The 20,622-nt window shown below is 63.3% G+C and carries 19 protein-coding genes and 1 tRNA gene; all 20 read left to right on the top strand.

Translation table 11 applies throughout. The annotated features are described in order from the left end of the window. Positions 1 to 74: 74 nt before the first annotated feature. The 20 genes from DK366_RS17420 to nusA all read left to right on the top strand — a co-directional run bounded on the left by DK366_RS17420 (position 75) and on the right by nusA (position 20,563). The gene (locus DK366_RS17420) at positions 75 to 1,697 is read left to right on the top strand and encodes a hypothetical protein (RefSeq protein ID WP_157956603.1); all 1,623 of its coding nucleotides are present in this window, start codon (positions 75 to 77) and stop codon (positions 1,695 to 1,697) included. Position 1,698: 1 nt separating this feature from the next. Beyond that, positions 1,699 to 2,649, top strand: coding sequence for a PIG-L family deacetylase (locus tag DK366_RS17415; protein WP_232821098.1), 951 nt, complete (start codon positions 1,699 to 1,701; stop codon positions 2,647 to 2,649). A 123-nt stretch (positions 2,650 to 2,772) separates the two neighbouring features. Then, on the top strand, positions 2,773 to 3,129 hold the full coding sequence (locus tag DK366_RS17410) for a PilZ domain-containing protein (RefSeq protein WP_109126838.1): 357 nt from the start codon (positions 2,773 to 2,775) through the stop codon (positions 3,127 to 3,129). 283 nt (positions 3,130 to 3,412) lie between these two features. Further along, positions 3,413 to 3,769, top strand: coding sequence for an NADH-quinone oxidoreductase subunit A (locus DK366_RS17405; protein WP_109126837.1), 357 nt, complete (start codon positions 3,413 to 3,415; stop codon positions 3,767 to 3,769). After that, positions 3,760 to 4,317 (top strand): NADH-quinone oxidoreductase subunit B, encoded by a 558-nt coding sequence (locus DK366_RS17400; protein ID WP_026034090.1) that lies wholly within the window; start codon positions 3,760 to 3,762, stop codon positions 4,315 to 4,317. The genes DK366_RS17405 and DK366_RS17400 overlap by 10 nt, the downstream gene beginning before the upstream one ends. 18 nt (positions 4,318 to 4,335) lie before the next feature. Continuing rightward, positions 4,336 to 5,064, top strand: a complete 729-nt coding sequence (locus DK366_RS17395; RefSeq protein ID WP_109126836.1) for an NADH-quinone oxidoreductase subunit C — start codon at positions 4,336 to 4,338, stop codon at positions 5,062 to 5,064. 2 nt (positions 5,065 to 5,066) lie between these two features. Continuing rightward, entirely contained in the window at positions 5,067 to 6,320 is a 1,254-nt protein-coding gene (locus DK366_RS17390) for an NADH-quinone oxidoreductase subunit D (protein ID WP_109126835.1), read from the top strand. Positions 6,321 to 6,338: 18 nt separating this feature from the next. Further along, positions 6,339 to 6,866 carry an NADH-quinone oxidoreductase subunit NuoE gene (gene nuoE, locus DK366_RS17385; protein WP_109126834.1) on the top strand — a complete coding sequence of 176 codons (528 nt, stop codon included), beginning with the start codon at positions 6,339 to 6,341 and terminating at the stop codon, positions 6,864 to 6,866. A 12-nt stretch (positions 6,867 to 6,878) separates the two neighbouring features. Further along, positions 6,879 to 8,189, top strand: a complete 1,311-nt coding sequence (gene nuoF / locus DK366_RS17380; RefSeq protein ID WP_109126833.1) for an NADH-quinone oxidoreductase subunit NuoF — start codon at positions 6,879 to 6,881, stop codon at positions 8,187 to 8,189. After that, on the top strand, positions 8,186 to 10,507 hold the full coding sequence (gene nuoG, locus DK366_RS17375) for an NADH-quinone oxidoreductase subunit NuoG (protein WP_109126832.1): 2,322 nt from the start codon (positions 8,186 to 8,188) through the stop codon (positions 10,505 to 10,507). The genes nuoF and nuoG overlap by 4 nt, the downstream gene beginning before the upstream one ends. A 4-nt stretch (positions 10,508 to 10,511) precedes the next feature. Continuing rightward, a complete protein-coding gene (gene nuoH, locus DK366_RS17370; protein WP_109126831.1) occupies positions 10,512 to 11,540 on the top strand; it encodes an NADH-quinone oxidoreductase subunit NuoH in 1,029 nt (342 codons plus the stop codon). 7 nt (positions 11,541 to 11,547) lie between these two features. Next, a complete protein-coding gene (gene nuoI, locus DK366_RS17365) occupies positions 11,548 to 12,039 on the top strand; it encodes an NADH-quinone oxidoreductase subunit NuoI (RefSeq protein WP_046970163.1) in 492 nt (163 codons plus the stop codon). A 12-nt stretch (positions 12,040 to 12,051) separates the two neighbouring features. Further along, positions 12,052 to 12,705, top strand: coding sequence for an NADH-quinone oxidoreductase subunit J (locus DK366_RS17360; protein ID WP_198651614.1), 654 nt, complete (start codon positions 12,052 to 12,054; stop codon positions 12,703 to 12,705). Then, positions 12,702 to 13,007, top strand: coding sequence for an NADH-quinone oxidoreductase subunit NuoK (gene nuoK / locus DK366_RS17355; RefSeq protein ID WP_046970165.1), 306 nt, complete (start codon positions 12,702 to 12,704; stop codon positions 13,005 to 13,007). Before DK366_RS17360 ends, nuoK begins: the two co-directional genes overlap by 4 nt. Positions 13,008 to 13,011: 4 nt before the next feature. After that, positions 13,012 to 15,108, top strand: coding sequence for an NADH-quinone oxidoreductase subunit L (gene nuoL, locus DK366_RS17350; protein WP_109126830.1), 2,097 nt, complete (start codon positions 13,012 to 13,014; stop codon positions 15,106 to 15,108). Between the two features lie 13 nt (positions 15,109 to 15,121). Beyond that, positions 15,122 to 16,630 carry an NADH-quinone oxidoreductase subunit M gene (locus DK366_RS17345; RefSeq protein WP_109126829.1) on the top strand — a complete coding sequence of 503 codons (1,509 nt, stop codon included), beginning with the start codon at positions 15,122 to 15,124 and terminating at the stop codon, positions 16,628 to 16,630. Positions 16,631 to 16,642: 12 nt separating this feature from the next. Beyond that, positions 16,643 to 18,082 (top strand): NADH-quinone oxidoreductase subunit NuoN, encoded by a 1,440-nt coding sequence (nuoN, locus tag DK366_RS17340; protein WP_109126828.1) that lies wholly within the window; start codon positions 16,643 to 16,645, stop codon positions 18,080 to 18,082. 115 nt (positions 18,083 to 18,197) lie between these two features. Then, a tRNA-Met gene (locus DK366_RS17335) sits at positions 18,198 to 18,274 on the top strand. Positions 18,275 to 18,493: 219 nt separating this feature from the next. Then, positions 18,494 to 19,009, top strand: coding sequence for a ribosome maturation factor RimP (gene rimP, locus DK366_RS17330; RefSeq protein WP_109126827.1), 516 nt, complete (start codon positions 18,494 to 18,496; stop codon positions 19,007 to 19,009). 48 nt (positions 19,010 to 19,057) lie between these two features. Further along, on the top strand, positions 19,058 to 20,563 hold the full coding sequence (gene nusA, locus DK366_RS17325) for a transcription termination factor NusA (RefSeq protein ID WP_109126826.1): 1,506 nt from the start codon (positions 19,058 to 19,060) through the stop codon (positions 20,561 to 20,563). Positions 20,564 to 20,622: the final 59 nt, after the last annotated feature.

Raw genomic sequence — 20,622 nt, 5'->3', positions numbered from 1 at the left:
GCCCGCAGCAGCTTAGGCTTATGCCTTAAGCCTGGGGAAAGCCCGCTGACAGGACGGGTTTTTACCCTGCGCCGATGAAGTGTTCCCCCGAACGCCATCTCCCCATCTGGCCGTGGATATCGTTGTTGTTCCTGCTGGTCCTTCGACTGGCGTGGCTCAATGCGTACACGCTGAACTCCGACGAAGCGCAGCATGCGCACGTAGCCTGGGCGTGGACGCAGGGTTTATTGCCTTATCGCGACGTCTTCGATAACCACGGTCCCTTGTTCGGCTGGCTGCATTCGCCGCTGCTCAAATGGCTGGACAACCGTCCCGATGTGTTGACCTGGCTGCGTTTGGCCATGCAGTTCTGGTACGTCGTGGCACTGGGTTCGGCCGGGTGGATGGCGCGGCGACTCTACGGATGGCGCATCGCCGTGGTGGGCGTGTTGGTGGCTGGCCTGTTTCCGCGCTTCTTCATTGTCAGCGGGCAATTCCGCACCGACGACATGTGGATGGCGATGTGGTTGCTCGGCCTCGCCTTCATCGCGGGCGCAAAGCCCAGTGTCTGGCGTTACTTCGTGGCGGGTTTCGCCATGGGCTGCGCGTTGTCGGTATCGCAGAAGACGCTGGTGTTGCTGGTGACCGCGCTGGTCGCCGCGGGTGTGGTTCGTCTGCTTCGTCCCTCGGATGCGCCGCGGGCCGGCGTTCGCTGCTGGATTGCCGCTCTCGTGGGTCTGCTGGTGGTGCCGACGCTCTTTACCGTCTGGCTCGCGACACACGGCTTGCTCGGCGACGCGTGGTATGGCCTGGCCGAGTACAACGTAGGCGGCGCCAACAAACGTCACGCGGCGATGCAGGGCTTGTGGTTCGTCGTGCTTGCTGCGGTGCTGGTGGCGGCGTGCGTGCGGCAGGCGCGCCAGCGCGCGGAAGGCCATTTCGACTGGACCGTATTTTTTGCCTTGCAGGGCGGCCTGTACCTGCTGCTGATCTGGTTCATCTGGCCACTCATTACACGGCAGGATTTCCTGCCTGTGCTGCCCACGCTTGCGCTCGCCTCGGCCGGCTGGGTGTCGACCTGGCAATGGCTGGGCGCGCGTCCGCGGTTACGCGGCGCCTTCCTTATGGTGTTCATCGTGGTCGAGCTGGTGGCCGTCATTGCTGAGGCGCCGCCCTGGCAGGACGACCTGGCCGCGCAACGCGCCGAACTGGCCACCGTGCTCCGTTACACGAACGAAACGGACACCGTGATGGATTCCAAGGGCGATGCCATTTTCCGCATGCGCCCGTATTACCCGGTACTGGAAAGTCTGGCCATGCGCCGGCTGCGCCGTGGCCAGATGGCCAATACCATCGTCGATGACCTGATCAGCCATCGCACCATGCTGGTGGTACTGCGCCGCCTTCCGCGGCCGGATGCGCGCTTCGTCATGCTCAACTATGTGCAGGCAGGCGGCGATATCTGGGTGGCCGGCCGTATGCTGCCGGACCATCAGCCCCAGCAGACGATTGAAGTGAATGTGCCCGGAGACTACGTCGTGACCGATGGACACCAGCGCCTCAGTGGCAGCCTGGATGGTGGTCCGGTGGCGGATCACTGGGAGCTCGGTCGTGGCACGCATCACTTGACGGTAAGCGGCGGTACACCGGTGGCGTACGTGTGGACACAAGCCTTCGACCGCGGCTGGCGTCCCGCGCCTCCGGCCACCGGGGGCTGACATGTCGTTGACCCTGCACGCCGGGACACGCCTGCTGGTCGTGGCCCCGCACCCGGATGACGAATCGATCGCCACGGGCGAGCTGATCCAGCAGGTTCGGCAGGCCGGTGGCGACGTCCGCATTCTTCTGCTCACCAATGGCGACAACAATCCGTGGCCGCAGCGCTGGGTGGAGCGTCGGCTGCGCATTGGCATGGACGAACGTCGCCGCTGGGGCGAGCGTCGTCGTACCGAGGTCGCGCACGCGCTGGCCCAGTTGGGCGTCGATCCGCAGGCCCTGCACGCGCAGGGCTGGCCCGACATGGGTGTCACGGATCAAATCCGTCAGTCGCCACAGGAAAGCGTGGCAACCATCTCGGCGATGCTCGACGCATTCCGTCCTACCCTGGTGGCCTTGCCGTCGCTGGGTGATCACCACCCGGACCATAGCGCGGCCCATGTCATGACGCGGCTCGCCGTGGCTGGCTGGGCGGAACCTGCGCCGCGCATGTTGGCCTACCTGGTCCACGGCCACGAGATGGCCGGCTCCGCCCGGGTCAAGCTGGACTCCTCCGTGGGCCTTCACGCCAACAAGATGGCGGCCCTGGCGTGCCACCGAAGCCAGATGGCCTTGAGCGGCAAGCGCATGCGCCGCATGGCGGATCGGGCGGAGCGATATCAGTGGGTTCGCGGCTCGTCGGCCGCCACGGAGTCGGCCGTGCTGCCCTGGCGGCCATCCCGGTCCCTGCAGCGCTGGATGACGCTGACCCTGGTTGACACGGCCGGTGTCCGTGAATGGTCCTGGCGTCGGGCCCCCCTGGTGATGGATGCACAGGGGCGATATGTGCTGCATGGTCTGGACCCGGTGGTCACGGGCCCGCGTTTCCTCAAGCTCCACATGAAAGTGCCATCGCCCTGGATCTTCGACCGTTGGGGCTGGTGCGAGCTCAAGGCAGATACGCCGCCGGCCTGAGTCACCGATAGTGACGTGACACCGGCTTCATCACATTCCTTCCACGTCTCGCTTGTCGCTGGACCCGGCCGCTCGCTACGATGAGGAGAGGGGCGCCGCACCAGGTGGCGTACAGGAGCAGCCATGAATCCGGCCATCGCCGCCCGCCAGGGCATTATTTCGTTGAAGATCAAGGACACGGCGTCGCTCTACAACGCCTACATGCCTTATCTGAAGAACGGTGGCCTGTTTGCGCCCACGGCCCAGAAGTACGCGCTGGGCGACGAAGTGGTGCTGCTGATCAACCTGACCGACGAAGGTGAGCGCCTGTCGGTGGCCGGCAAGGTCGTGTGGGTCACCCCGATCGGGGCGCAGGGCAACCGGACGGCGGGCATCGGCGTCCAGTTCAACGAGTCCGCCGATGGCGAGGCTGCACGGGCCCGCATAGAAAACCTCCTTGCCGGCACGACCAGTTCGGAACGGCCCACGCACACCATGTAAGACCTTGGTCGTAATGGCTTGCGCAGGACACGCCGTGAGGCGTCAGCGAACCCTTGCAAATCGCCTTCCAAATACCCGTCAAGGCTTGTTGTTGTTAAGCGCGCTGATACAATGTCGCGATTCCCGATTCAGATCGTGAAAAGTCGGACGCTCGCGGCCCCCAACGCACGTGATCGTGGCGCCTAGCCTTTGGCCCTCGCGGGCCATGCCGAATCCAAGTTCCGCGGACCGTTTCCCCTACGGTCACTGATGCGCCAATGAAGGCGCGGAGGTACGTTTCACCGTGCTTGCCGAATACTGGCCCATTCTGCTGTTCATCGGCGTCGCCGCCGGCCTTGGCGTGGTACTGCTGGTCATTGGCCTTCTGGCCGGTCCGCGCCGTCCCGAGTCGGAGAAGCTCTCGCCCTACGAGTGCGGCTTCGAGGCCTTCGAAGACGCGCGCATGCGCTTCGACGTTCGCTACTACCTGCTGGCGATCCTCTTCATCATCTTCGATCTGGAAATCGCCTTCCTGTTCCCGTGGGCAGTGGTGTTCACCAAGATCGGTCTTGTCGCCCTGATCGAAATGGCGCTGTTCCTGCTGCTTCTGGTCATCGGTTTTGCTTACGTGTGGAAGAAGGGAGCACTGGAATGGGAGTGATCTCGTCCCTTGACCGGGTGATGCACAACCCGCAGCCGTTGAACCTGGTGGACGACATTCTTCGTCCAGCCGAGGACAACCCCGTCATCCAGCGCGGCTTCGCCACCACCAGCGTCGACGCCCTCATGAACTGGGCGCGCACCGGTTCCATGTGGCCGATGACCTTCGGTCTCGCCTGCTGCGCCGTGGAAATGATGCACGCGGGTGCCGCGCGACTGGACCTGGACCGCTACGGCGTGGTGTTCCGCCCGAGTCCCCGCCAGTCCGACGTGATGATCGTGGCCGGCACCCTGGTCAACAAGATGGCCCCGGCGCTGCGCAAGGTCTACGACCAGATGCCCGATCCGAAGTGGGTCATCTCCATGGGTAGCTGCGCCAACGGCGGCGGCTACTACCACTACTCGTACTCGGTGGTGCGCGGTTGCGACCGCATCGTGCCGGTGGACATCTACGTGCCGGGCTGCCCGCCGACGGCCGAAGCGCTGATCCACGGCATTCTGCAGTTGCAGAAGAAGATCCGCCGCACCAACACCATCGCGCGTTCCTGAGAAAGGCGCAGCTGAGCCATGACTGATACTCCGATCAACTCGCTGGCCGAGCGCCTCACGGCGCGATTCGGCGACACGCTGAAAGTCAGCGTGGTCCGCAACGAAGTCACCGCCGAAGTGGCCGCCGCCGACCTGCTCGCGGTGGCCACCGCGCTGCGTGACGAAGCGCCGTTCCGCTTTGGCGTGCCCATCGACGTCTGCGGCGTCGACTACATGAGCTACGGCCAGACCGAGTGGGACACGGAAACCGTGTCCGGCACCGGTTTCTCGCGTGGCGTGGAAGGCGAGGCCATGGGCCGCTTCAAGTGGTCCGATCGCCCCCGTTCCGACATGCAGCCGAACCGCTTCGCGTCCGTCGTGCACATCCTGTCGCTGGAGAACAACCAGCGCCTGCGCCTGCGCACGTTCTGCGATGACGACACGCTGCCGATGGTGCCTTCGCTGACCGGCATCTGGCCGGGCGTGAACTGGTTCGAGCGCGAGACGTTCGACCTGTACGGCATCGTCTATGAAGGCCACCCGGACCTGCGCCGCATTCTTACCGACTACGGCTTCGTGGGTCATCCGTTCCGCAAGGACTTCCCGCTGATCGGCAACGTCGAAGTGCGTTACGACCCCGAGCAGAAGCGCGTGGTGTACGAACCCGTGTCGATCGAACCGCGCGTGCTGGTGCCGCGCGTCATCCGTGACGACGCCGACCTGCTGCAGGCCAAGGCCGAAGCGGCCGACAACTGGCGGAATAACTGATCATGCAAGAAATCCGCAACTACACGATGAACTTCGGCCCGCAGCATCCTGCTGCGCACGGCGTGCTGCGCCTGGTGCTGGAAATGGACGGCGAGACCATCGTCCGTGCCGATCCGCACGTGGGCCTGCTGCACCGTGGCACGGAAAAGCTCGCCGAGTCCAAGCCGTTCAACCAGTCCATCGGTTACATGGATCGCCTCGACTACGTGTCGATGATGTGCAACGAGCACGCTTACGTGCGCGCCATCGAAACCCTGCTGGGTATCGAGGTGCCGGAGCGTGCGCAGTACATCCGCACCATGTTCGACGAGATCACCCGCATCCTGAATCACCTGATGTGGATCGGCTCCAACGCGCTCGACCTGGGTGCGATGGCGGTGTTCCTCTACGCGTTCCGCGAACGCGAAGAGCTGATGGACGTCTATGAGGCCGTATCGGGCGCGCGCATGCACGCCACGTACTACCGCCCGGGCGGCGTCTACCGCGATCTGCCGAACCACATGTCGCAGTACCGCGAGTCGCCCTGGCACAAGGGCAACGACCTGAAGCGCCTCAACAGCTGGCGCGAAGGTTCCATGCTCGACTACCTGGAAGCGTTCACCAGCGACTTCCCGAAGAAGGTGGACGAGTACGAGGAACTGCTCACCAACAACCGTATCTGGAAGCAGCGCACCGTCGGCATCGGCGTCATTCCGCCGGAAAAGGCCCAGGCCTGGGGCATGACGGGCGTGATGCTGCGCGGTTCGGGCATTGAATGGGATCTGCGCAAGAAGCAGCCGTACGCCAAGTACGCCGAAGTCGATTTCGACATTCCGGTGGGCGTGGGCGGCGACTGCTACGACCGTTACCTGGTTCGCGTCGAAGAGATGCGCCAGTCCAACCGCATCATCCAGCAGTGCGTGAAGTGGCTGAAGGCCAACCCCGGCCCGGTCATCGTGCAGAACTACAAGGTCGCTCCGCCTCATCGTGAAAACATGAAGGAGGACATGGAAGCGCTGATCCACCACTTCAAGCTGTTTACCGAAGGCTACGGCGTGCCGGCAGGCGAGACCTATGCCGCGGTGGAAGCACCGAAGGGTGAGTTCGGCTGCTACCTCGTCTCCGATGGTGCGAACAAACCGTTCCGCGTGCACCTGCGCGCGCCGGGCTTCGCCCATCTCTCTTCGATGGATGCCATCGTGCGCGGCCACATGCTGGCCGACGTGGTGGCGATGATCGGTACTTATGACCTCGTGTTCGGCGAAGTCGATCGCTGAGCCCACGGGAGCCACTACATGAAAGCCACCGGAAATTACGAGCAGGTCAAGAATGTCGACCCGCTCGTCGTACTCAACGAACACACTCGTCATCACATCGAAGAGTGGGTTGCCCGTTTTCCTCCCGACCGCAAGCGTTCGGCGCTGATCCAGTCGCTGTTCGCCGCGCAGGAGCAGAACCAGGGCTTCCTCACCGATGAGCTGATCACCGCGGTTGCCAAGTACCTCGATCTGCCCGCCGTCTGGGCTTACGAGGTCGCCAGCTTCTACTCGATGCTCGAGACCAAGCCGGTGGGCCGCAACAACGTGGCCATCTGCACCAACATCTCGTGCTGGCTCAACGGCGCCGAGGATCTGGTGAAACATTGCGAGCAGAAACTGGGCATCAAGCTCGGTGAAAGCACCGCCGATGGCCGCGTGTACCTCAAGCGCGAAGAAGAATGCATCGCCGCCTGCGCCAGCGCGCCGGCGATGACCGTCAATGGTCATTACCACGAGCGTCTGTCGATCCAGAAGATCGACGAGATTCTCGACGGTCTCAAGTAAGGGCAGGGCGCCATGGCATACGGTCCGGCACCGCAAGAACATCAGGTCGTCTACACCACGCTGCATTTCGACAAGCCGTGGGCGATGGACAGCTACACCCAGGTGGGTGGCTATGAGGCGTGGAAGAAAATCCTCGCCGAAAAGCCCGATCCGAACGCTCTGATCGAAGAGATCAAGAAGAGCAACCTGCGCGGCCGTGGCGGCGCGGGCTTCCCGACGGGCTTGAAGTGGTCCTTCATGCCCAAGGGCGACATGCAGAAGTACATCCTCTGCAACTCCGACGAGTCGGAGCCGGGCACCTGCAAAGACCGCGACATCCTGCGCTTCAACCCGCATGCGGTGATCGAAGGCATGGCCATCGCGTGCTATTGCACGGGTTCCACCGTGGCCTACAACTACCTGCGTGGCGAATTCCATCACGAGCCCTTCGAGCATTTCGAAGAGGCGCTGAAGGAAGCCTATGCCGCAGGTCTGCTGGGCAAGGACATCCAGGGCACCGGCATCAACGTCGACATCTATGGCGCGCTTGGCGCTGGCGCTTACATCTGCGGCGAAGAAACTGCGCTGATGGAATCGCTGGAAGGCAAGAAGGGCCAGCCGCGCTTCAAGCCGCCGTTCCCGGCGAACTTCGGCCTGTACGGCAAGCCCAGCACCATCAACAACACCGAGACCTACGCTTCGGTGCCGGCCATCCTGCGCAAGGGTGCCGACTGGTTCCTGGCGCAGAGCAAGACCAAGAACGGTGGCCCGAAGATCTTCTCGGTGTCCGGTTGCGTGCAGAAGGGCGGCAACTTCGAAGTGCCGCTCGGTACCACGTTCGACGAACTGCTGGAAATGGCCGGTGGCCTGCGTCCGGGTCGCACGCTGAAGGGTGCGGTGCCGGGCGGCGTGTCCATGCCGGTGCTGCGCGCCGAGCAGTTGAAGGGCCTGCCGTTCGACTACGACACCCTGCGTGACCTCAAGACGGGTCTGGGTTCGGGCGCCATCGTGGTGCTGGACGACACCGTCTGCACGGTCCGCTTCACCCGCCGCATCTCGCAGTTCTTCCACAAGGAAAGCTGCGGCCAGTGCACGCCGTGCCGCGAAGGCACCGGCTGGATGCACCGCGTGCTGGATCGCATCGTGGAAGGCAAGGGCACCATGGACGACCTGCATCGTCTGAAGGCCATTGCCGGCCAGATCGAAGGCCACACCATCTGCGCGTTCGGCGAAGCCGCGGCGTGGCCGGTGCAGGGCTTCCTGCGCCAGTTCTGGGATGAATTTGAGTACTACATCGTCAACGGTCGCTCCATCGTCGACGACAAGCTTGGAGCCGCCGCATGAGTGCGCAGCCCGCAGCACCGAACCTTGACCTCGTGAACATCGAGGTCGATGGCAAGCCCACGCAGATTCGCAAGGGCGCCATGATCATCGAGGCGGCTGATGCCATCGGCATCGCCATCCCGCGTTTCTGCTATCACCGCAAGCTTCCCATCGCCGCCAACTGCCGCATGTGCCTGGTGGAAGTGGAAATGGGCGGCAAGCCCATGCCCAAGCCGCAGCCGGCGTGCGCCACGCCCGTGGCCGAAGGCATGAAGGTGAAGACCCGTACCGACGTCGCTCTGAAGTATCAGAAGGACGTGATGGAATTCCTGCTGATCAACCACCCGCTGGATTGCCCGATCTGCGATCAGGGCGGCGAGTGCGAACTGCAGGACGTCGCGCTGGGCTACGGCCGCAGCGTGTCGCGCTACACCGAACGCAAGCGCACCATCGCCGACGAAAACCTCGGCCCGCTGGTCGCCACCGAGATGACGCGCTGCATCCAGTGCACGCGCTGCGTGCGCTTCACCAGCGAAATCGCCGGCACCTACGAGCTGGGCGGCATGAGCCGCGGTGACAACCTGCAGATCGGTACGTACATCGGCAAGACCATCGAGACGGAACTGTCGGGCAACATCATCGACGTCTGTCCGGTGGGCGCGCTGACCAACAAGCCGTTCCAGTACCAGGCACGCGCCTGGGAACTGATCGCCAAGCCGTCCGTCGCTTATCACGATGCGCTGGGCTCCAACCTGTGGCTGCATACGCGCCGCGGTGAGGTGCTGCGCACGGTGCCGCGCGACAACGAATCGATCAACGAGTGCTGGCTCTCCGACCGCGACCGTTACAGCCACCAGGGCCTGTACGCCGCTGATCGCGTGAATGCGCCGCAGGTCAAGCGCAATGGCCAGTGGGTCACCACCACGTGGGACGACGCACTGGGTGCCACCGCCGAAGCGCTGAAGGCCGTGCCGGGCAGTGACCTGGGCGTGCTGGTGCATCCGGCCACCACCAATGAAGAAGGCGACCTGCTGGTGCGTCTGGCGCGCGGCCTGGGCAGCGCCCATGTCGACCATCGCGTGCGTCAGCTGGACTTCGCCGACAACGCCGTCGCGCAGCCGTTCGGCAAGCCGGTGGCAGAGCTGGACAAGGTCAAGGCCGCGCTGCTGGTCGGCTCGGATCTGCGCCACGAAATGCCGCTGCTCAATCACCGCATCCATCAGGCGGTGAAGAAGGGCGCCAAGGTTTACGCCGTCAATCCGGCGAGCTTCAACTTCAACTACCGCCTGGCCGGCGAAGCCATCGTGGCGCCGCATGCGCTGGTCGATGCGCTGCTGTCGCTGGCCAAGGGCGTGGTCGATGCCGGTGCCACCGCGCCTGCCGCGCTGGCCGATGCCATTCATGGCGCCTCGTGCGACCAGGGTGACAAGGACGCCATCGCCGATCTCAAGAGCGGCAGCGCCGTGGTCATTCTCGGCGAAGCCGCCGTGACGCATCCGCAGGCCTCCTGGCTGCGCGCCGTGGCGCAGTTCATCGCGCAGGCCACGGGTGCGGGTTACAACGAACTGCCGGTCGGTGCGAATGCCGTCGGCCTGGGCCGTGTCGGCGTGCTGCCGGGCAACGGTGGCCTCGACGCGCAGGCCATGCTGGCGCAGCCGCGCAAGGCCTACGTGCTGTACGGCGTGGAAGCTCAGGACGTGGCCGATGGCGGTGCCTTCGCCAAGGCGCTCAAGGGCGCGCAGAAGGTCGTCGCTTTCTCGGCCTATGCCAGCGACGCGCTTCGCGAAGTGGCCGATGTAATTCTGCCGATTGGCCTGCTGCCGGAAATCGATGGCACGCTGGTCAACGTCGACGGTCTCTCGCAGAGCGTCGTCGCCGGTGCCAAGGCACCGGGTGAGTCCCGTCCGGGCTGGAAGGTGCTGCGTGCACTGGGTGGCGTGATGAATGTCGCCGGCTTCGAGTTCGACGATCTCGCCGGCCTGCGTGAAGGCATTACGGAACGTGGCCACCAGGCCCGTGCCGAACTGGCTTCGCGTCCGGCTACGGGTGGTGTCAGCCGCCTGGCCACCTGGCCGATCTATCGCACGGACGCCGTGCTCCGTCGCGCCACCGCGCTCAGCAAGCACCCGCTCAATCGGGCGCCGGCCGTTCGCGTCAACGCAGATGAAGCCAAGCGACTGGGCCTGGAGCAGGGCAGTGCGGTGCGCGTGGCCGATGCCGTGTTGCCGCTGGTGATCGATGTGACCGTGCCCGATGGCGCGGCGTGGATCGAAGCCGCCCACGAAGACACTGTCTCGCTGCCGCCTTACGGCGCAGTCCTCACCCTGAGCAAGGCGTAAGCACATGGTCGATCAGCTCATCAATCAGCTCGGCCTACCGATCATCTACATCCTGTGCATCGTCTTGCCGTTGGTCATCACGGTGGCCTTGTACGTGTGGTGGGAACGCAAGGTGCTCGGCTGGATGCACGTGCGCATGGGACCCAACAAGGTCGGTCCCTTCGGCTTGCTCCAGGCCTTCGCAGACGTCACGAAATTGCTGCTGAAGGAAGTGATTCTTCCGACCAGCGCGAACAAGGTGCTGTACTACCTGGCGCCGTTGATCGCCCTGGTTCCGGCGCTGGCGGCGTGGGCGGTGATTCCGTTCAACGACAAGCTGGTGCTGGCCAACGTCAACGCCGGTCTGTTGTACCTGCTGGCGATGACCTCGCTGGGTGTGTACGGCATCATCCTCGCCGGCTGGGCGTCCAACTCGCGCTACGCGTTGCTGGGTGCCATGCGTTCGGCGGCGCAGGTGATCTCCTACGAACTGGCCATGGGCCTGTGCCTGGTCTGCGTGCTGGTGCTGGCGGGTTCGCTCAACCTGACCGACATCGTGCATGCGCAGGCGGGCAGCAAGGGCATCTTCGATTGGTTCATGTGGCCGCTGCTGCCGGTCTTCATCATCTACTTCATCTCGGGCGTGGCCGAAACCAACCGCGCTCCGTTCGACGTGGCAGAAGGTGAGTCGGAAATCGTCGCCGGTTTCCACGTGGAATATTCGGGTTCGGCCTTCGCGCTGTTCTTCCTGGCCGAATACGCCAACATGATCCTGGTCAGCTTCCTGGCCGCGATCCTGTTCTGCGGTGGCTGGCTGTCGATCTTCCCGGCTTCCTGGGGCTTTATCGGCCAGCCGAGCATCCTGTGGCTCTTCGTCAAGGTGTTCATCTTCGCCTTCTTCTTCCTGTGGTTCCGCGCCAGCTTCCCGCGCTACCGCTACGACCAGATCATGCGTCTGGGCTGGAAGGTCTTCATCCCCATCGCTATTGCCTGGGTCCTCGTCGCCGGCTGCATGAAGTATTTCGGCTGGGTCACTGTCGGCACGGGAGGCTAAAGAAAACATGTCCCGCGTAACTCACTATTTCAAAAGCCTGCTGCTCATCGAGCTATTCAAGGGCTTGGGCCTGACCATGCGTTACATGTTCAGTCCCAAGTACACGATGCGCTATCCGATGGAGCACATCCCCAAGTCCAACCGCTTCCGCGGCCTGCACGCGCTGCGTCGCTACGCCAACGGCGAAGAGCGTTGCATTGCATGCAAGCTGTGCGAGGCAGTGTGCCCGGCGCTGGCGATCACCATCGACTCGGCTCCGCGCGAGAGCGATGGCCAGCGTCGCACCACGCGTTACGACATCGACCTGTTCAAGTGCATCTTCTGCGGCTTCTGCGAAGAGAGCTGCCCGGTGGACTCGATCGTCGAGACGCACATCCATGAGTACCACTTCGAGCAGCGTGGCGAGAACGTGGTGACCAAGCCGCAGCTGCTCGCCATTGGCGACCGCTTCGAGCAGGACATCGCGGCTGCCCGCGCTCAAGACGCCGCGTATCGTTGAGGACGGGACATCATGATTGATTCGAACATGTTCCAACTCGTTTGCTTCTACGCCTTCGCGGCGGTCACGGTCGTGGCCGCACTGGGCGTGATCACGCTGCGCAACTCGGTGCACGCCGTGTTGTCGCTGGTGCTCACGTTCTTCAGCACGGCCTGCATCTGGTTGCTGGCCGAAGCCGAATTCCTCGCCATTGCACTCATCGTGGTCTACGTCGGTGCGGTGATGGTGCTGTTCCTGTTCGTGGTGATGATGCTGGACATCAAGCAGGAGCAGGTGCGGGAAGGTTTCATCAAGTACCTGCCGGTGGGCATCGTGGTGGCCCTGGTCATGCTGGGCGAAATGCTCGCCCTGATCGGCGTGCGCACCATGCACGAGGCCACGATGGGTGTGAACCCAGCCACCGCTGCCGGCATGTCCAACACGGCGTGGCTCGGTACCGCGCTCTACACCCAGTTCCTGTTGCCGTTTGAAATCGCCGCGCTGATCCTGACGGTTGGCGTTGTGGCGGCCGTGGTGCTGACCCTGCGTCATCGTGGTGGCGTGCGTCACCAACAGGCTTCGCAGCAGGTTCGCGTCAATGCACGTGACCGCGTCCGCGTGGTGAAGATGGCGGCGGAAGTTCCCGCCGCACCGCAGCCGGCACCGGGCAAGGAGACCACCCCATGATCACGCTTTCGCACTTCATCGTGCTGGGCGCCGTGCTGTTCTGCATCGCGCTGGCCAGTCTCTTCATCAATCGCAAGAACGTCATCGTGTTGCTGATGTCGATCGAGCTGATGCTGCTGGCGGTGAACATCAACTTCGTCGCGTTCTCCCGTTTCCTGGGCGACGTGGCAGGGCAGGTGTTCGTGTTCTTCATTCTCACCGTGGCTGCGGCGGAAACCGCCATCGGCCTGGCGATCCTGGTCCTGCTGTTCCGCAACCGCAGCACCATCAACGTCGCCGAAATCGACAGCATGAAGGGCTGACCCGATGGCATTGTCTACCTCCATCCTGCTGATCATCGCCCTCGCGCCGCTCGTCGGCTGCGTGCTGGCGGGTTTCCTCGGTCGCTTCATCGGCCGGGCTGGTGCGCACACCGCGACCATCCTGGGCGTGGCGATTGCCTGCGGCCTGTCGTTCTACGTGCTGTACCAGCTCACGGCGGGCGGCGCACCGGTCTACAACCAGAACATCTACACCTGGTTCGACATCGGCAACTACAGTGCCCACGTCGGTTTCATGATCGACCGCCTCACCGCCATGATGATGGTGGTGGTCACCTTCGTGTCGCTGCTGGTGCACATCTACACCATCGGCTACATGGCGGAAGACCCGGGCTACCAGCGCTTCTTCAGCTACATCTCGCTGTTCACCTTCTCGATGTTGATGCTCGTGATGAGCAACAACTTCATGCAGCTGTTCTTCGGCTGGGAAGCGGTGGGCCTGGTGTCGTACCTGCTGATCGGCTTCTGGTACAAGCGCCCCACGGCGATCTTCGCCAACCTGAAGGCGTTCCTGGTCAACCGCGTGGGTGACTTCGGCTTCCTGCTGGGCATCGCCGGCGTGCTGTACTTCCTGGGCACGCTGGACTACGCCACCGCGTTTGCCGCGGCACCGACCCTGGTGGGCAAGACGCTGCAGATCACCCAGAACACGCATTGGGACGCTGCCACCGTCATCTGCATCCTGCTGTTCATCGGCGCGATGGGCAAGTCCGCCCAGGTGCCGCTGCACGTGTGGCTGCCGGACTCGATGGAAGGCCCCACCCCGATCTCGGCACTGATCCACGCCGCGACGATGGTGACCGCCGGCATCTTCATGGTCGCGCGCATGTCGCCGTTCTTCGAACTGTCGGAGAGCGCGCTCAGCTTCGTGATGATCATCGGCGCCACCGGCGCGCTGTTCACCGGCCTGATCGGCATCGTGCAGAACGACATCAAGCGCGTCGTCGCGTATTCCACGCTGTCGCAGCTGGGCTACATGACGGTGGCGCTGGGCGTGTCGGCCTATGCCGGCGCCGTGTTCCACCTGATGACGCATGCCTTCTTCAAGGCGCTGCTGTTCCTCGGTGCGGGCTCGGTGATCATCGCCATGCACCATGAGCAGGACATGCGCTACATGGGCGGCCTGCGCAAGTACATGCCGATCACCTGGATCACCATGTGGATCGGTTCGCTGGCGCTGTGCGGCGTGCCGTTCTTCGCGGGCTTCTACTCCAAGGACGCCATCATCGAAGCCGTGGGCGAGTCCCATCGCGCCGGTGCCAGCTATGCCTACTTCTGCGTGATGGCCGGTGCCTTCGTCACCGCGCTGTACACCTTCCGCCAGATGTACCTGACGTTCCACGGCAAGGAGCGCTTCACCGTCGTGCACGATCATGGCCACGCCCATGGTCACGGCCACGACGATCACGCTCACGCCAGTGCGCATGCCGGTCACGATGATCACCACGATGCGTCGCATGACGACGACCATGGCCATCACGAGCCGGGCGTGCTGCACCACGCGCCGAAGGAGTCGCCGTGGGTGGTGACGCTGCCGCTGATCCTGCTGGCGATTCCGTCGGTGATCGTGGGCCTGCTGGCCGTGCAGCCGATGTTGTTCGGTGAGTGGTTTGGCTCCGCCATCCACGTCAACGAAGCGAACAACGTGCTGGGCGAGATCGGCAAGGAGTTCCATGGCTGGATGGCGATGGCCTTGCATGGCTTCTTCCAGCTGCCGTTCTTCCTGGTGCTGGCGGCATTCGTCATCCAGACCTACATCTACCTGTTCAACCCGGCCCTGGCCGGTCGCATCAAGAACGCGCTCAAGCCGATCTGGATCGTGCTCGACCGCAAGTACTGGTTCGACACGGTGTACTTCGCGGTGTTCGCCCGCGGCGGCATGGCCCTGGGTCGTGCCCTGTGGAAGGGTGGCGACGCCGCCGTGATCGACGGCGTGCTGGTCAACGGTTCGGCGGGTCTGGTGGAACGCATCGCAGGTGGCGTGCGTCGCCTGCAGTCCGGTTATCTCTATCACTACGCCTTCGCGATGATTCTCGGCCTGATCCTGCTGCTTGGCGGGTATTGGCTGGTGGCCGGGCAATAAGGGAACCTGCTCCATGTTCAATCATTTGCTCAGCCTGCTGATCTGGCTTCCCATCGTGGGTGCCGTCCCGGTGTTGCTCGCCGGCTCCGGACGCCCCAACGCAGCGCGGTGGATCGCGCTGGCGGTGGCCATCCTCACTTTCGTGGCCAGCCTTTACATGCTGCCGGCGTTCAATGCCGGTGACAGTGCCAAGCAGCTTGCCGAAAGCCACGTGTGGATCGCCTCGCTCGGCGTCCACTACAACCTTGCGGTGGACGGCATCTCCGTCGCCCTGATCCTGCTGACCACCTTCGTGGGCATCCTGGTGATCGTGGGCGCCTGGGAGGTCATCCAGGTCAACCCGCACCAGTACATGGCTGCCATGCTGGTGCTCGAGGGCCTGATGATCGGCGTGTTCTGCGCCACCGACGCGTTGCTGTTCTACGTGTTCTTCGAGGCCATGCTGATCCCGATGTTCATCCTCATCGGTGTCTGGGGTGGTCCGCGTCGCGTGTATGCCACGCTGAAGTTCTTCATCTACACGTTCCTCGGCTCCATCTTCATGCTGGTGGGCCTGATCTACCTGTACCTGAAGGCGGGTTCGTTCGACCTGGCCACGCTGGCTGCCTTGCCGCTGACCATGAAGGAACAGACCTGGCTGTTCTTCGCCTTCCTGATCGCCTTCGCGGTGAAGGTGCCGATGGTGCCGGTGCATACCTGGTTGCCGGACGCCCACGTGGAAGCGCCAACCGGTGGTTCGGTGGTGCTGGCCGCGGTGATGCTGAAGATCGGTGGCTACGGCTTCCTGCGCTTCACCTTGCCGATCGTGCCGGATGCGGCCGATGCCTACGCCTGGCTGGTGATCGGCCTGAGCCTGGTTGCGGTGGTCTACATCGGCTACATCGCGCTGGTGCAGGAGGACATGAAGAAGCTGGTGGCGTACTCGTCCGTGGCGCACATGGGCTTCGTCACCCTGGGTATCTTCATCGCCTTCATGCTGGTGCGCGGCAGCAACAACCTCGATGCGGCCAAGCTGGGCATGCAGGGCGCGATGGTGCAGATGATTTCGCACGGCTTCGTGTCGGGCGCGATGTTCTCGTGCATCGGCGTGCTGTACGACCGCCTGCATACCCGCCAGATCAAGGACTACGGCGGCGTCATCAACGTGATGCCGTGGTTCGGTTTCTTCTACGTGCTGTTTGCGATGGCCAACAGCGGCCTGCCGGGTACCAGCGGTTTCGTCGGCGAATTCCAGGTGATCCTGGCCAGCTTCCAGGCCAACGCATGGATCGCATTCTTCGCCGCCTTCACCCTGATCATCGGCGCCGCGTACACGCTGTACATGGTCAAGCGCGTGCTGTGGGGTGACATCACCAATCCGCACGTGGCCGAGATGAAGGACATCAACGGTCGCGAATGGTTTGTGCTTGGTGCCTTCGCCGCCGCCGTGCTGGCCCTGGGCGTCTGGCCGCAGCCGCTGATCCATCTGATGGATGCATCGGTCTCGCAGCTGGTGACCCAGCTTGGCAACCACAAGATCTAAGCAGGACTGATCATGCCGAATTTCAATGACATTCTGATCCTGTTGCCGGAGTTCTATCTGGTGGCGGCAGCGTGCTTGCTGTTGCTGTTGGATGCCTTCATGAAGCCCGAGCAGCGCCCGATGCTGCACTGGCTCTCCATCGCCGTGCTGCTGGTTGGCATCTACCTGGTCATCGCCGGCCAGCCGTCCCAGCCCGTGACTGCCTTCAACGGCATGTTCATCCGCGATGGCGTCAGTGAGATCCTCAAGGTGTTCGCGCTGCTGAGCACGGTGCTGGTATTCGTCTATGCCAAGCCGTATCTGCTGGATCGCAAGCTGTTCGTGGGCGAGTTCTACACGCTGACCATCTTTGCGGTGATCGGCATCATGCTGCTGGTGTCGGCCGGCAACCTGATCACGGTGTACCTGGGCCTGGAACTGCTCACGCTCTCGTCCTACGCGCTGGTCGCACTGAACCGTGATTCGCGCCTGTCGTCGGAAGCGGCCATCAAGTACTTCGTGCTGGGTGCACTGGCCTCGGGCATGCTGCTGTACGGCATGTCGATGGTCTACGGTGCCACCGCGACGCTGGACCTGGCTCACCTGCACATGGCGGCCTCGCATACCGGCATGCCGCACCTGCTGGTGTTCGGCCTGATCTTCATGATCGTGGGTATCGGCTTCAAGCTGGGCGCCGCCCCGTTCCACATGTGGATCCCGGACGTGTACCAGGGTTCGCCGACGGCCGTGACCATCTTCATCGGTTCCGCGCCCAAGCTCGCCGCCTTCGGTATGGCTTACCGCCTGCTGGATGCCGGCCTTGGCGACCTGGCCAATCACTGGCAGCTGATGCTGGCTTGCCTGGCCGTGCTGTCGCTGGCCATCGGTAACCTTGTCGCCATCGTGCAGAGCAACCTCAAGCGCTTGCTGGCCTACTCGACCATCTCGCACATGGGCTACCTGCTGCTCGGCCTGGTCAACGCCGGTCCGGAGGGTTATGCCTCGGCGCTGTTCTATGCGATCAGCTATGCGCTGACCAGCGCCGCCGCTTTCGGCGTGATCCTCGCCCTGGCCCGCGCTGGTTTCGAATGCGAAGAGATCGACGATCTCAAGGGCCTCAACCAGCGTGCGCCGTGGGCTGCGTTCCTGATGATGCTGGTGATGTTCTCGCTGGCTGGCGTGCCGCCGCTGTTCGGCTTCTTCGGCAAGCTGCTGGTGTTCCAGGCTGCGATCCACGCCGGCTTCATGTGGCTGGCCATCGTCGGCGCCGTGTTCGCCATCATCGGCCTGTATTACTACCTGCGCGTGGTCAAGGTGATGTACTTCGACAAGCCGGTGGAGGGCACCGAGGTGCATCTCCAGAAGGACGTGTCGGTGCGCGTGGTGTTGTCGCTCAATGTGCTGGCACTGCTGGTGCTGGGCATTGCATGGGGCCCGCTGTTCGGCTGGTGCCAGAGCGTGTTCGTCGGTTGAAAAAGCGTGGTGGCGGACGCATGTCCGTCACGGCGTCTTGTCAGTGAATGTGAAATTATTTTTGCGGAAAGGCTTGCAAGAATTCGGCCATCTCGCTAATATTTCTGGACTCTGATGCGGGGTGGAGCAGTCTGGCAGCTCGTCGGGCTCATAACCCGAAGGTCGTAGGTTCGAATCCTACCCCCGCTACCAGATCTTTCTTAGAACAAGAAAGCCTCCTCGTGAGGCTTTTTTGTTGGGCGCAAGGAAGCGTCGCACGTATGTCACAGGCTGCTTCAATGCTGTCTGTGCGGTGCCCCGGAAGAGTCTGGATGGGTCGGGACATCGGCGGGGACGCTCTTTTAAAGAGCAGGGAATGGGCCGCTAGAGCCCATTTTTTGTTTCTGGCGACTGGTAACGATAGGCGAAATCATGGATACGCAGGCACTGGCTCAACGCTTTACGGAAATCCTGGCCGACCTCGGCCTGGAATGCATGGGCGTGGAGTTCAACCCATCGCAAGGGCAGAGTACGCTGCGCGTCTATCTCGACGTCGAAGGCCGTGAGGTCAATGTCGAGGATTGCGAGGCGGCCAGCCGCGAAATCTCCGCCATGCTCGATGTGGAAGACCCCATTCCGGGCCATTACGTGCTGGAAGTTTCCTCTCCGGGCATCGATCGCCCGCTGTTCACCGCGGCGCAGTTTGCCAAGGTGGCGGGAGGCGAAGTGAAGATTCTGCTGAAGGCGCCCCTGGAAGGACGTCGTCGCTTGCGCGGCAAAGTAGTGTCGGTGGATGGCGAGCGGATCTCGCTTGAAGCGGAAGGCAAGACCTTCGAGTTCGACCATGACGCTGTCGAAAGTGCGCGCGTGGTGCCTGACTGGGTGGCGCTTGGTTACATGCCGCAGCCCAAGCCGGGTAAGAGCCCGGGCAAGAAAGCCACGAAGTAAATCAATTGAAACCGATGGGGCGCTGACGGCGTCTACGGAGTTGCTGCAATGAGCAAAGAACTTTTGCTGGTGGTTGACGCGGATGCCAATGAAAAAGGCGTGCCGCGTGAAGTGATTTTCCAGGCCATGGAAGCCGCGCTCGCGTCTGCCGCCAAGAAGCGCTACCCGGACGAAGACCCGGATATCCGCGTGGTCATCGATCGTCATACCGGCGATTACGAAACGTTCCGTCGCTGGGAAATCATCGCCGATGATGGCGAGATGGAATCGCCGTACCACCAGGTGCGCCACATGGATGCCGTCGACGCGCGCGAAGGCGCCGAAATCGGCGAATACATCGAGTCGCAGATCGAGAACGCCGAATTCGGCCGCATCGCCGCACAGGCCGCCAAGCAGGTGATCGTGCAGCGCGTGCGCGAAGCCGAGCGCATGCAGGTGGTCGACGCCTTCCGCGAACGCGTGGGCGAGCTGGTCACCGGCATCGTCAAGCGCGTCGAGCGCGGCAACGTCTATCTGGATCTGGGCAGCAACGCCGAAGCCTTCATCCCGCGCGACAAGACGATTCCGCGTGAATCGGCCCGCGTGGGCGACCGCGTGCGCGGTTACCTCTATGAAGTGCGTTCGGAAGCCCGCGGTCCGCAGCTGTTCGTGTCGCGCGCCGCGCCGGAATTCATGATCGAGCTGTTCAAGCTCGAAGTGCCGGAAGTGGGCCAGGGCCTGGTCGAGATCAAGGGCTGCGCCCGCGATCCGGGCGACCGCGCCAAGATCGCCGTGGTCGCGCACGATTCGCGCACCGATCCCATCGGCGCCTGCATCGGCATGCGCGGTTCGCGCGTGCAGGCCGTGTCCAACGAGCTCAATGGCGAGCGCGTGGACATCATCCTGTGGCACGAGAACCAGGCCCAGTACGTCATCAACGCGATGGCGCCGGCGGAAGTGCAGTCCATCATCATGGACGAAGAGAAGCACTCCATGGACATCGCCGTGGCCGAGGACAAGCTGTCCCAGGCCATCGGTCGCGGTGGCCAGAACGTGCGCCTCGCCAGCAAGCTCACCGGCTGGCAGCTCAACGTGATGACGCAGGACCAGGTCGCCGCCAAGAGCGAGGCCGAACAGGAAAGCGCACGCCAGCTGTTCATGGACAAGCTGGAAGTGGACCAGGAGATCGCCAGCATCCTCGTGCAGGAAGGCTTCTCCAGCGTCGAAGAAATCGCCTACGTGCCGAGCGCCGAGCTGCTGGCCGTGGAAGGCTTCGACGAAGACATCGTCGAGGAACTCCGCGCCCGCGCCCGCGACGCGCTGCTGACCGAGGCGCTGGCAGTGGAAGAGAGCATCGACGAGCACCAGCCGTCCGAAGAGCTCCTGCACCTGCCGGGCATGGATGAGGCGACGGCGTTTACGCTGGCGTCGCGTGAAGTGGTGACGGTGGACGACCTGGCCGATCTGGCGATCGACGATCTGATCGACATCGAAGGCATGGATGAAGAGCGCGCCGCAGCGCTGATCATGGCCGCACGTGCGCCGATGATTGCGCGCCTGGAGAAGGGTGGCTAACCGCGGACGGCAGCGCCCGGGATGGGCGCGCCGAGGAAGGCTGAAACTGCCTTCCACCA

Origin of the sequence: Dyella sp. C11, assembly GCF_003121485.1 — a bacterium.
Classification (GTDB): domain Bacteria; phylum Pseudomonadota; class Gammaproteobacteria; order Xanthomonadales; family Rhodanobacteraceae; genus Dyella.
The sequence above is the reverse complement of the archived record's forward strand: the minus strand, read 5'-3'. Positions and strand labels throughout refer to the sequence as shown.

What these genes read in the sequence shown, in the direction of transcription:
- DK366_RS17420 (WP_157956603.1), top strand. Translation starts at nt 75, where the DNA reads ATGAAGTGTTCCCCCGAACGCCATCTCCCCATCTGGCCGTGGATATCG.
- DK366_RS17415 (WP_232821098.1), top strand. Translation starts at nt 1,699, where the DNA reads ATGTCGTTGACCCTGCACGCCGGGACACGCCTGCTGGTCGTGGCCCCG.
- DK366_RS17410 (WP_109126838.1), top strand. Translation starts at nt 2,773, where the DNA reads ATGAATCCGGCCATCGCCGCCCGCCAGGGCATTATTTCGTTGAAGATC.
- DK366_RS17400 (WP_026034090.1), top strand. Translation starts at nt 3,760, where the DNA reads ATGGGAGTGATCTCGTCCCTTGACCGGGTGATGCACAACCCGCAGCCG.
- DK366_RS17395 (WP_109126836.1), top strand. Translation starts at nt 4,336, where the DNA reads ATGACTGATACTCCGATCAACTCGCTGGCCGAGCGCCTCACGGCGCGA.
- DK366_RS17390 (WP_109126835.1), top strand. Translation starts at nt 5,067, where the DNA reads ATGCAAGAAATCCGCAACTACACGATGAACTTCGGCCCGCAGCATCCT.
- nuoE (WP_109126834.1), top strand. Translation starts at nt 6,339, where the DNA reads ATGAAAGCCACCGGAAATTACGAGCAGGTCAAGAATGTCGACCCGCTC.
- nuoF (WP_109126833.1), top strand. Translation starts at nt 6,879, where the DNA reads ATGGCATACGGTCCGGCACCGCAAGAACATCAGGTCGTCTACACCACG.
- nuoG (WP_109126832.1), top strand. Translation starts at nt 8,186, where the DNA reads ATGAGTGCGCAGCCCGCAGCACCGAACCTTGACCTCGTGAACATCGAG.
- nuoH (WP_109126831.1), top strand. Translation starts at nt 10,512, where the DNA reads ATGGTCGATCAGCTCATCAATCAGCTCGGCCTACCGATCATCTACATC.
- nuoI (WP_046970163.1), top strand. Translation starts at nt 11,548, where the DNA reads ATGTCCCGCGTAACTCACTATTTCAAAAGCCTGCTGCTCATCGAGCTA.
- DK366_RS17360 (WP_198651614.1), top strand. Translation starts at nt 12,052, where the DNA reads ATGATTGATTCGAACATGTTCCAACTCGTTTGCTTCTACGCCTTCGCG.
- nuoK (WP_046970165.1), top strand. Translation starts at nt 12,702, where the DNA reads ATGATCACGCTTTCGCACTTCATCGTGCTGGGCGCCGTGCTGTTCTGC.
- nuoL (WP_109126830.1), top strand. Translation starts at nt 13,012, where the DNA reads ATGGCATTGTCTACCTCCATCCTGCTGATCATCGCCCTCGCGCCGCTC.
- DK366_RS17345 (WP_109126829.1), top strand. Translation starts at nt 15,122, where the DNA reads ATGTTCAATCATTTGCTCAGCCTGCTGATCTGGCTTCCCATCGTGGGT.
- nuoN (WP_109126828.1), top strand. Translation starts at nt 16,643, where the DNA reads ATGCCGAATTTCAATGACATTCTGATCCTGTTGCCGGAGTTCTATCTG.
- rimP (WP_109126827.1), top strand. Translation starts at nt 18,494, where the DNA reads ATGGATACGCAGGCACTGGCTCAACGCTTTACGGAAATCCTGGCCGAC.
- nusA (WP_109126826.1), top strand. Translation starts at nt 19,058, where the DNA reads ATGAGCAAAGAACTTTTGCTGGTGGTTGACGCGGATGCCAATGAAAAA.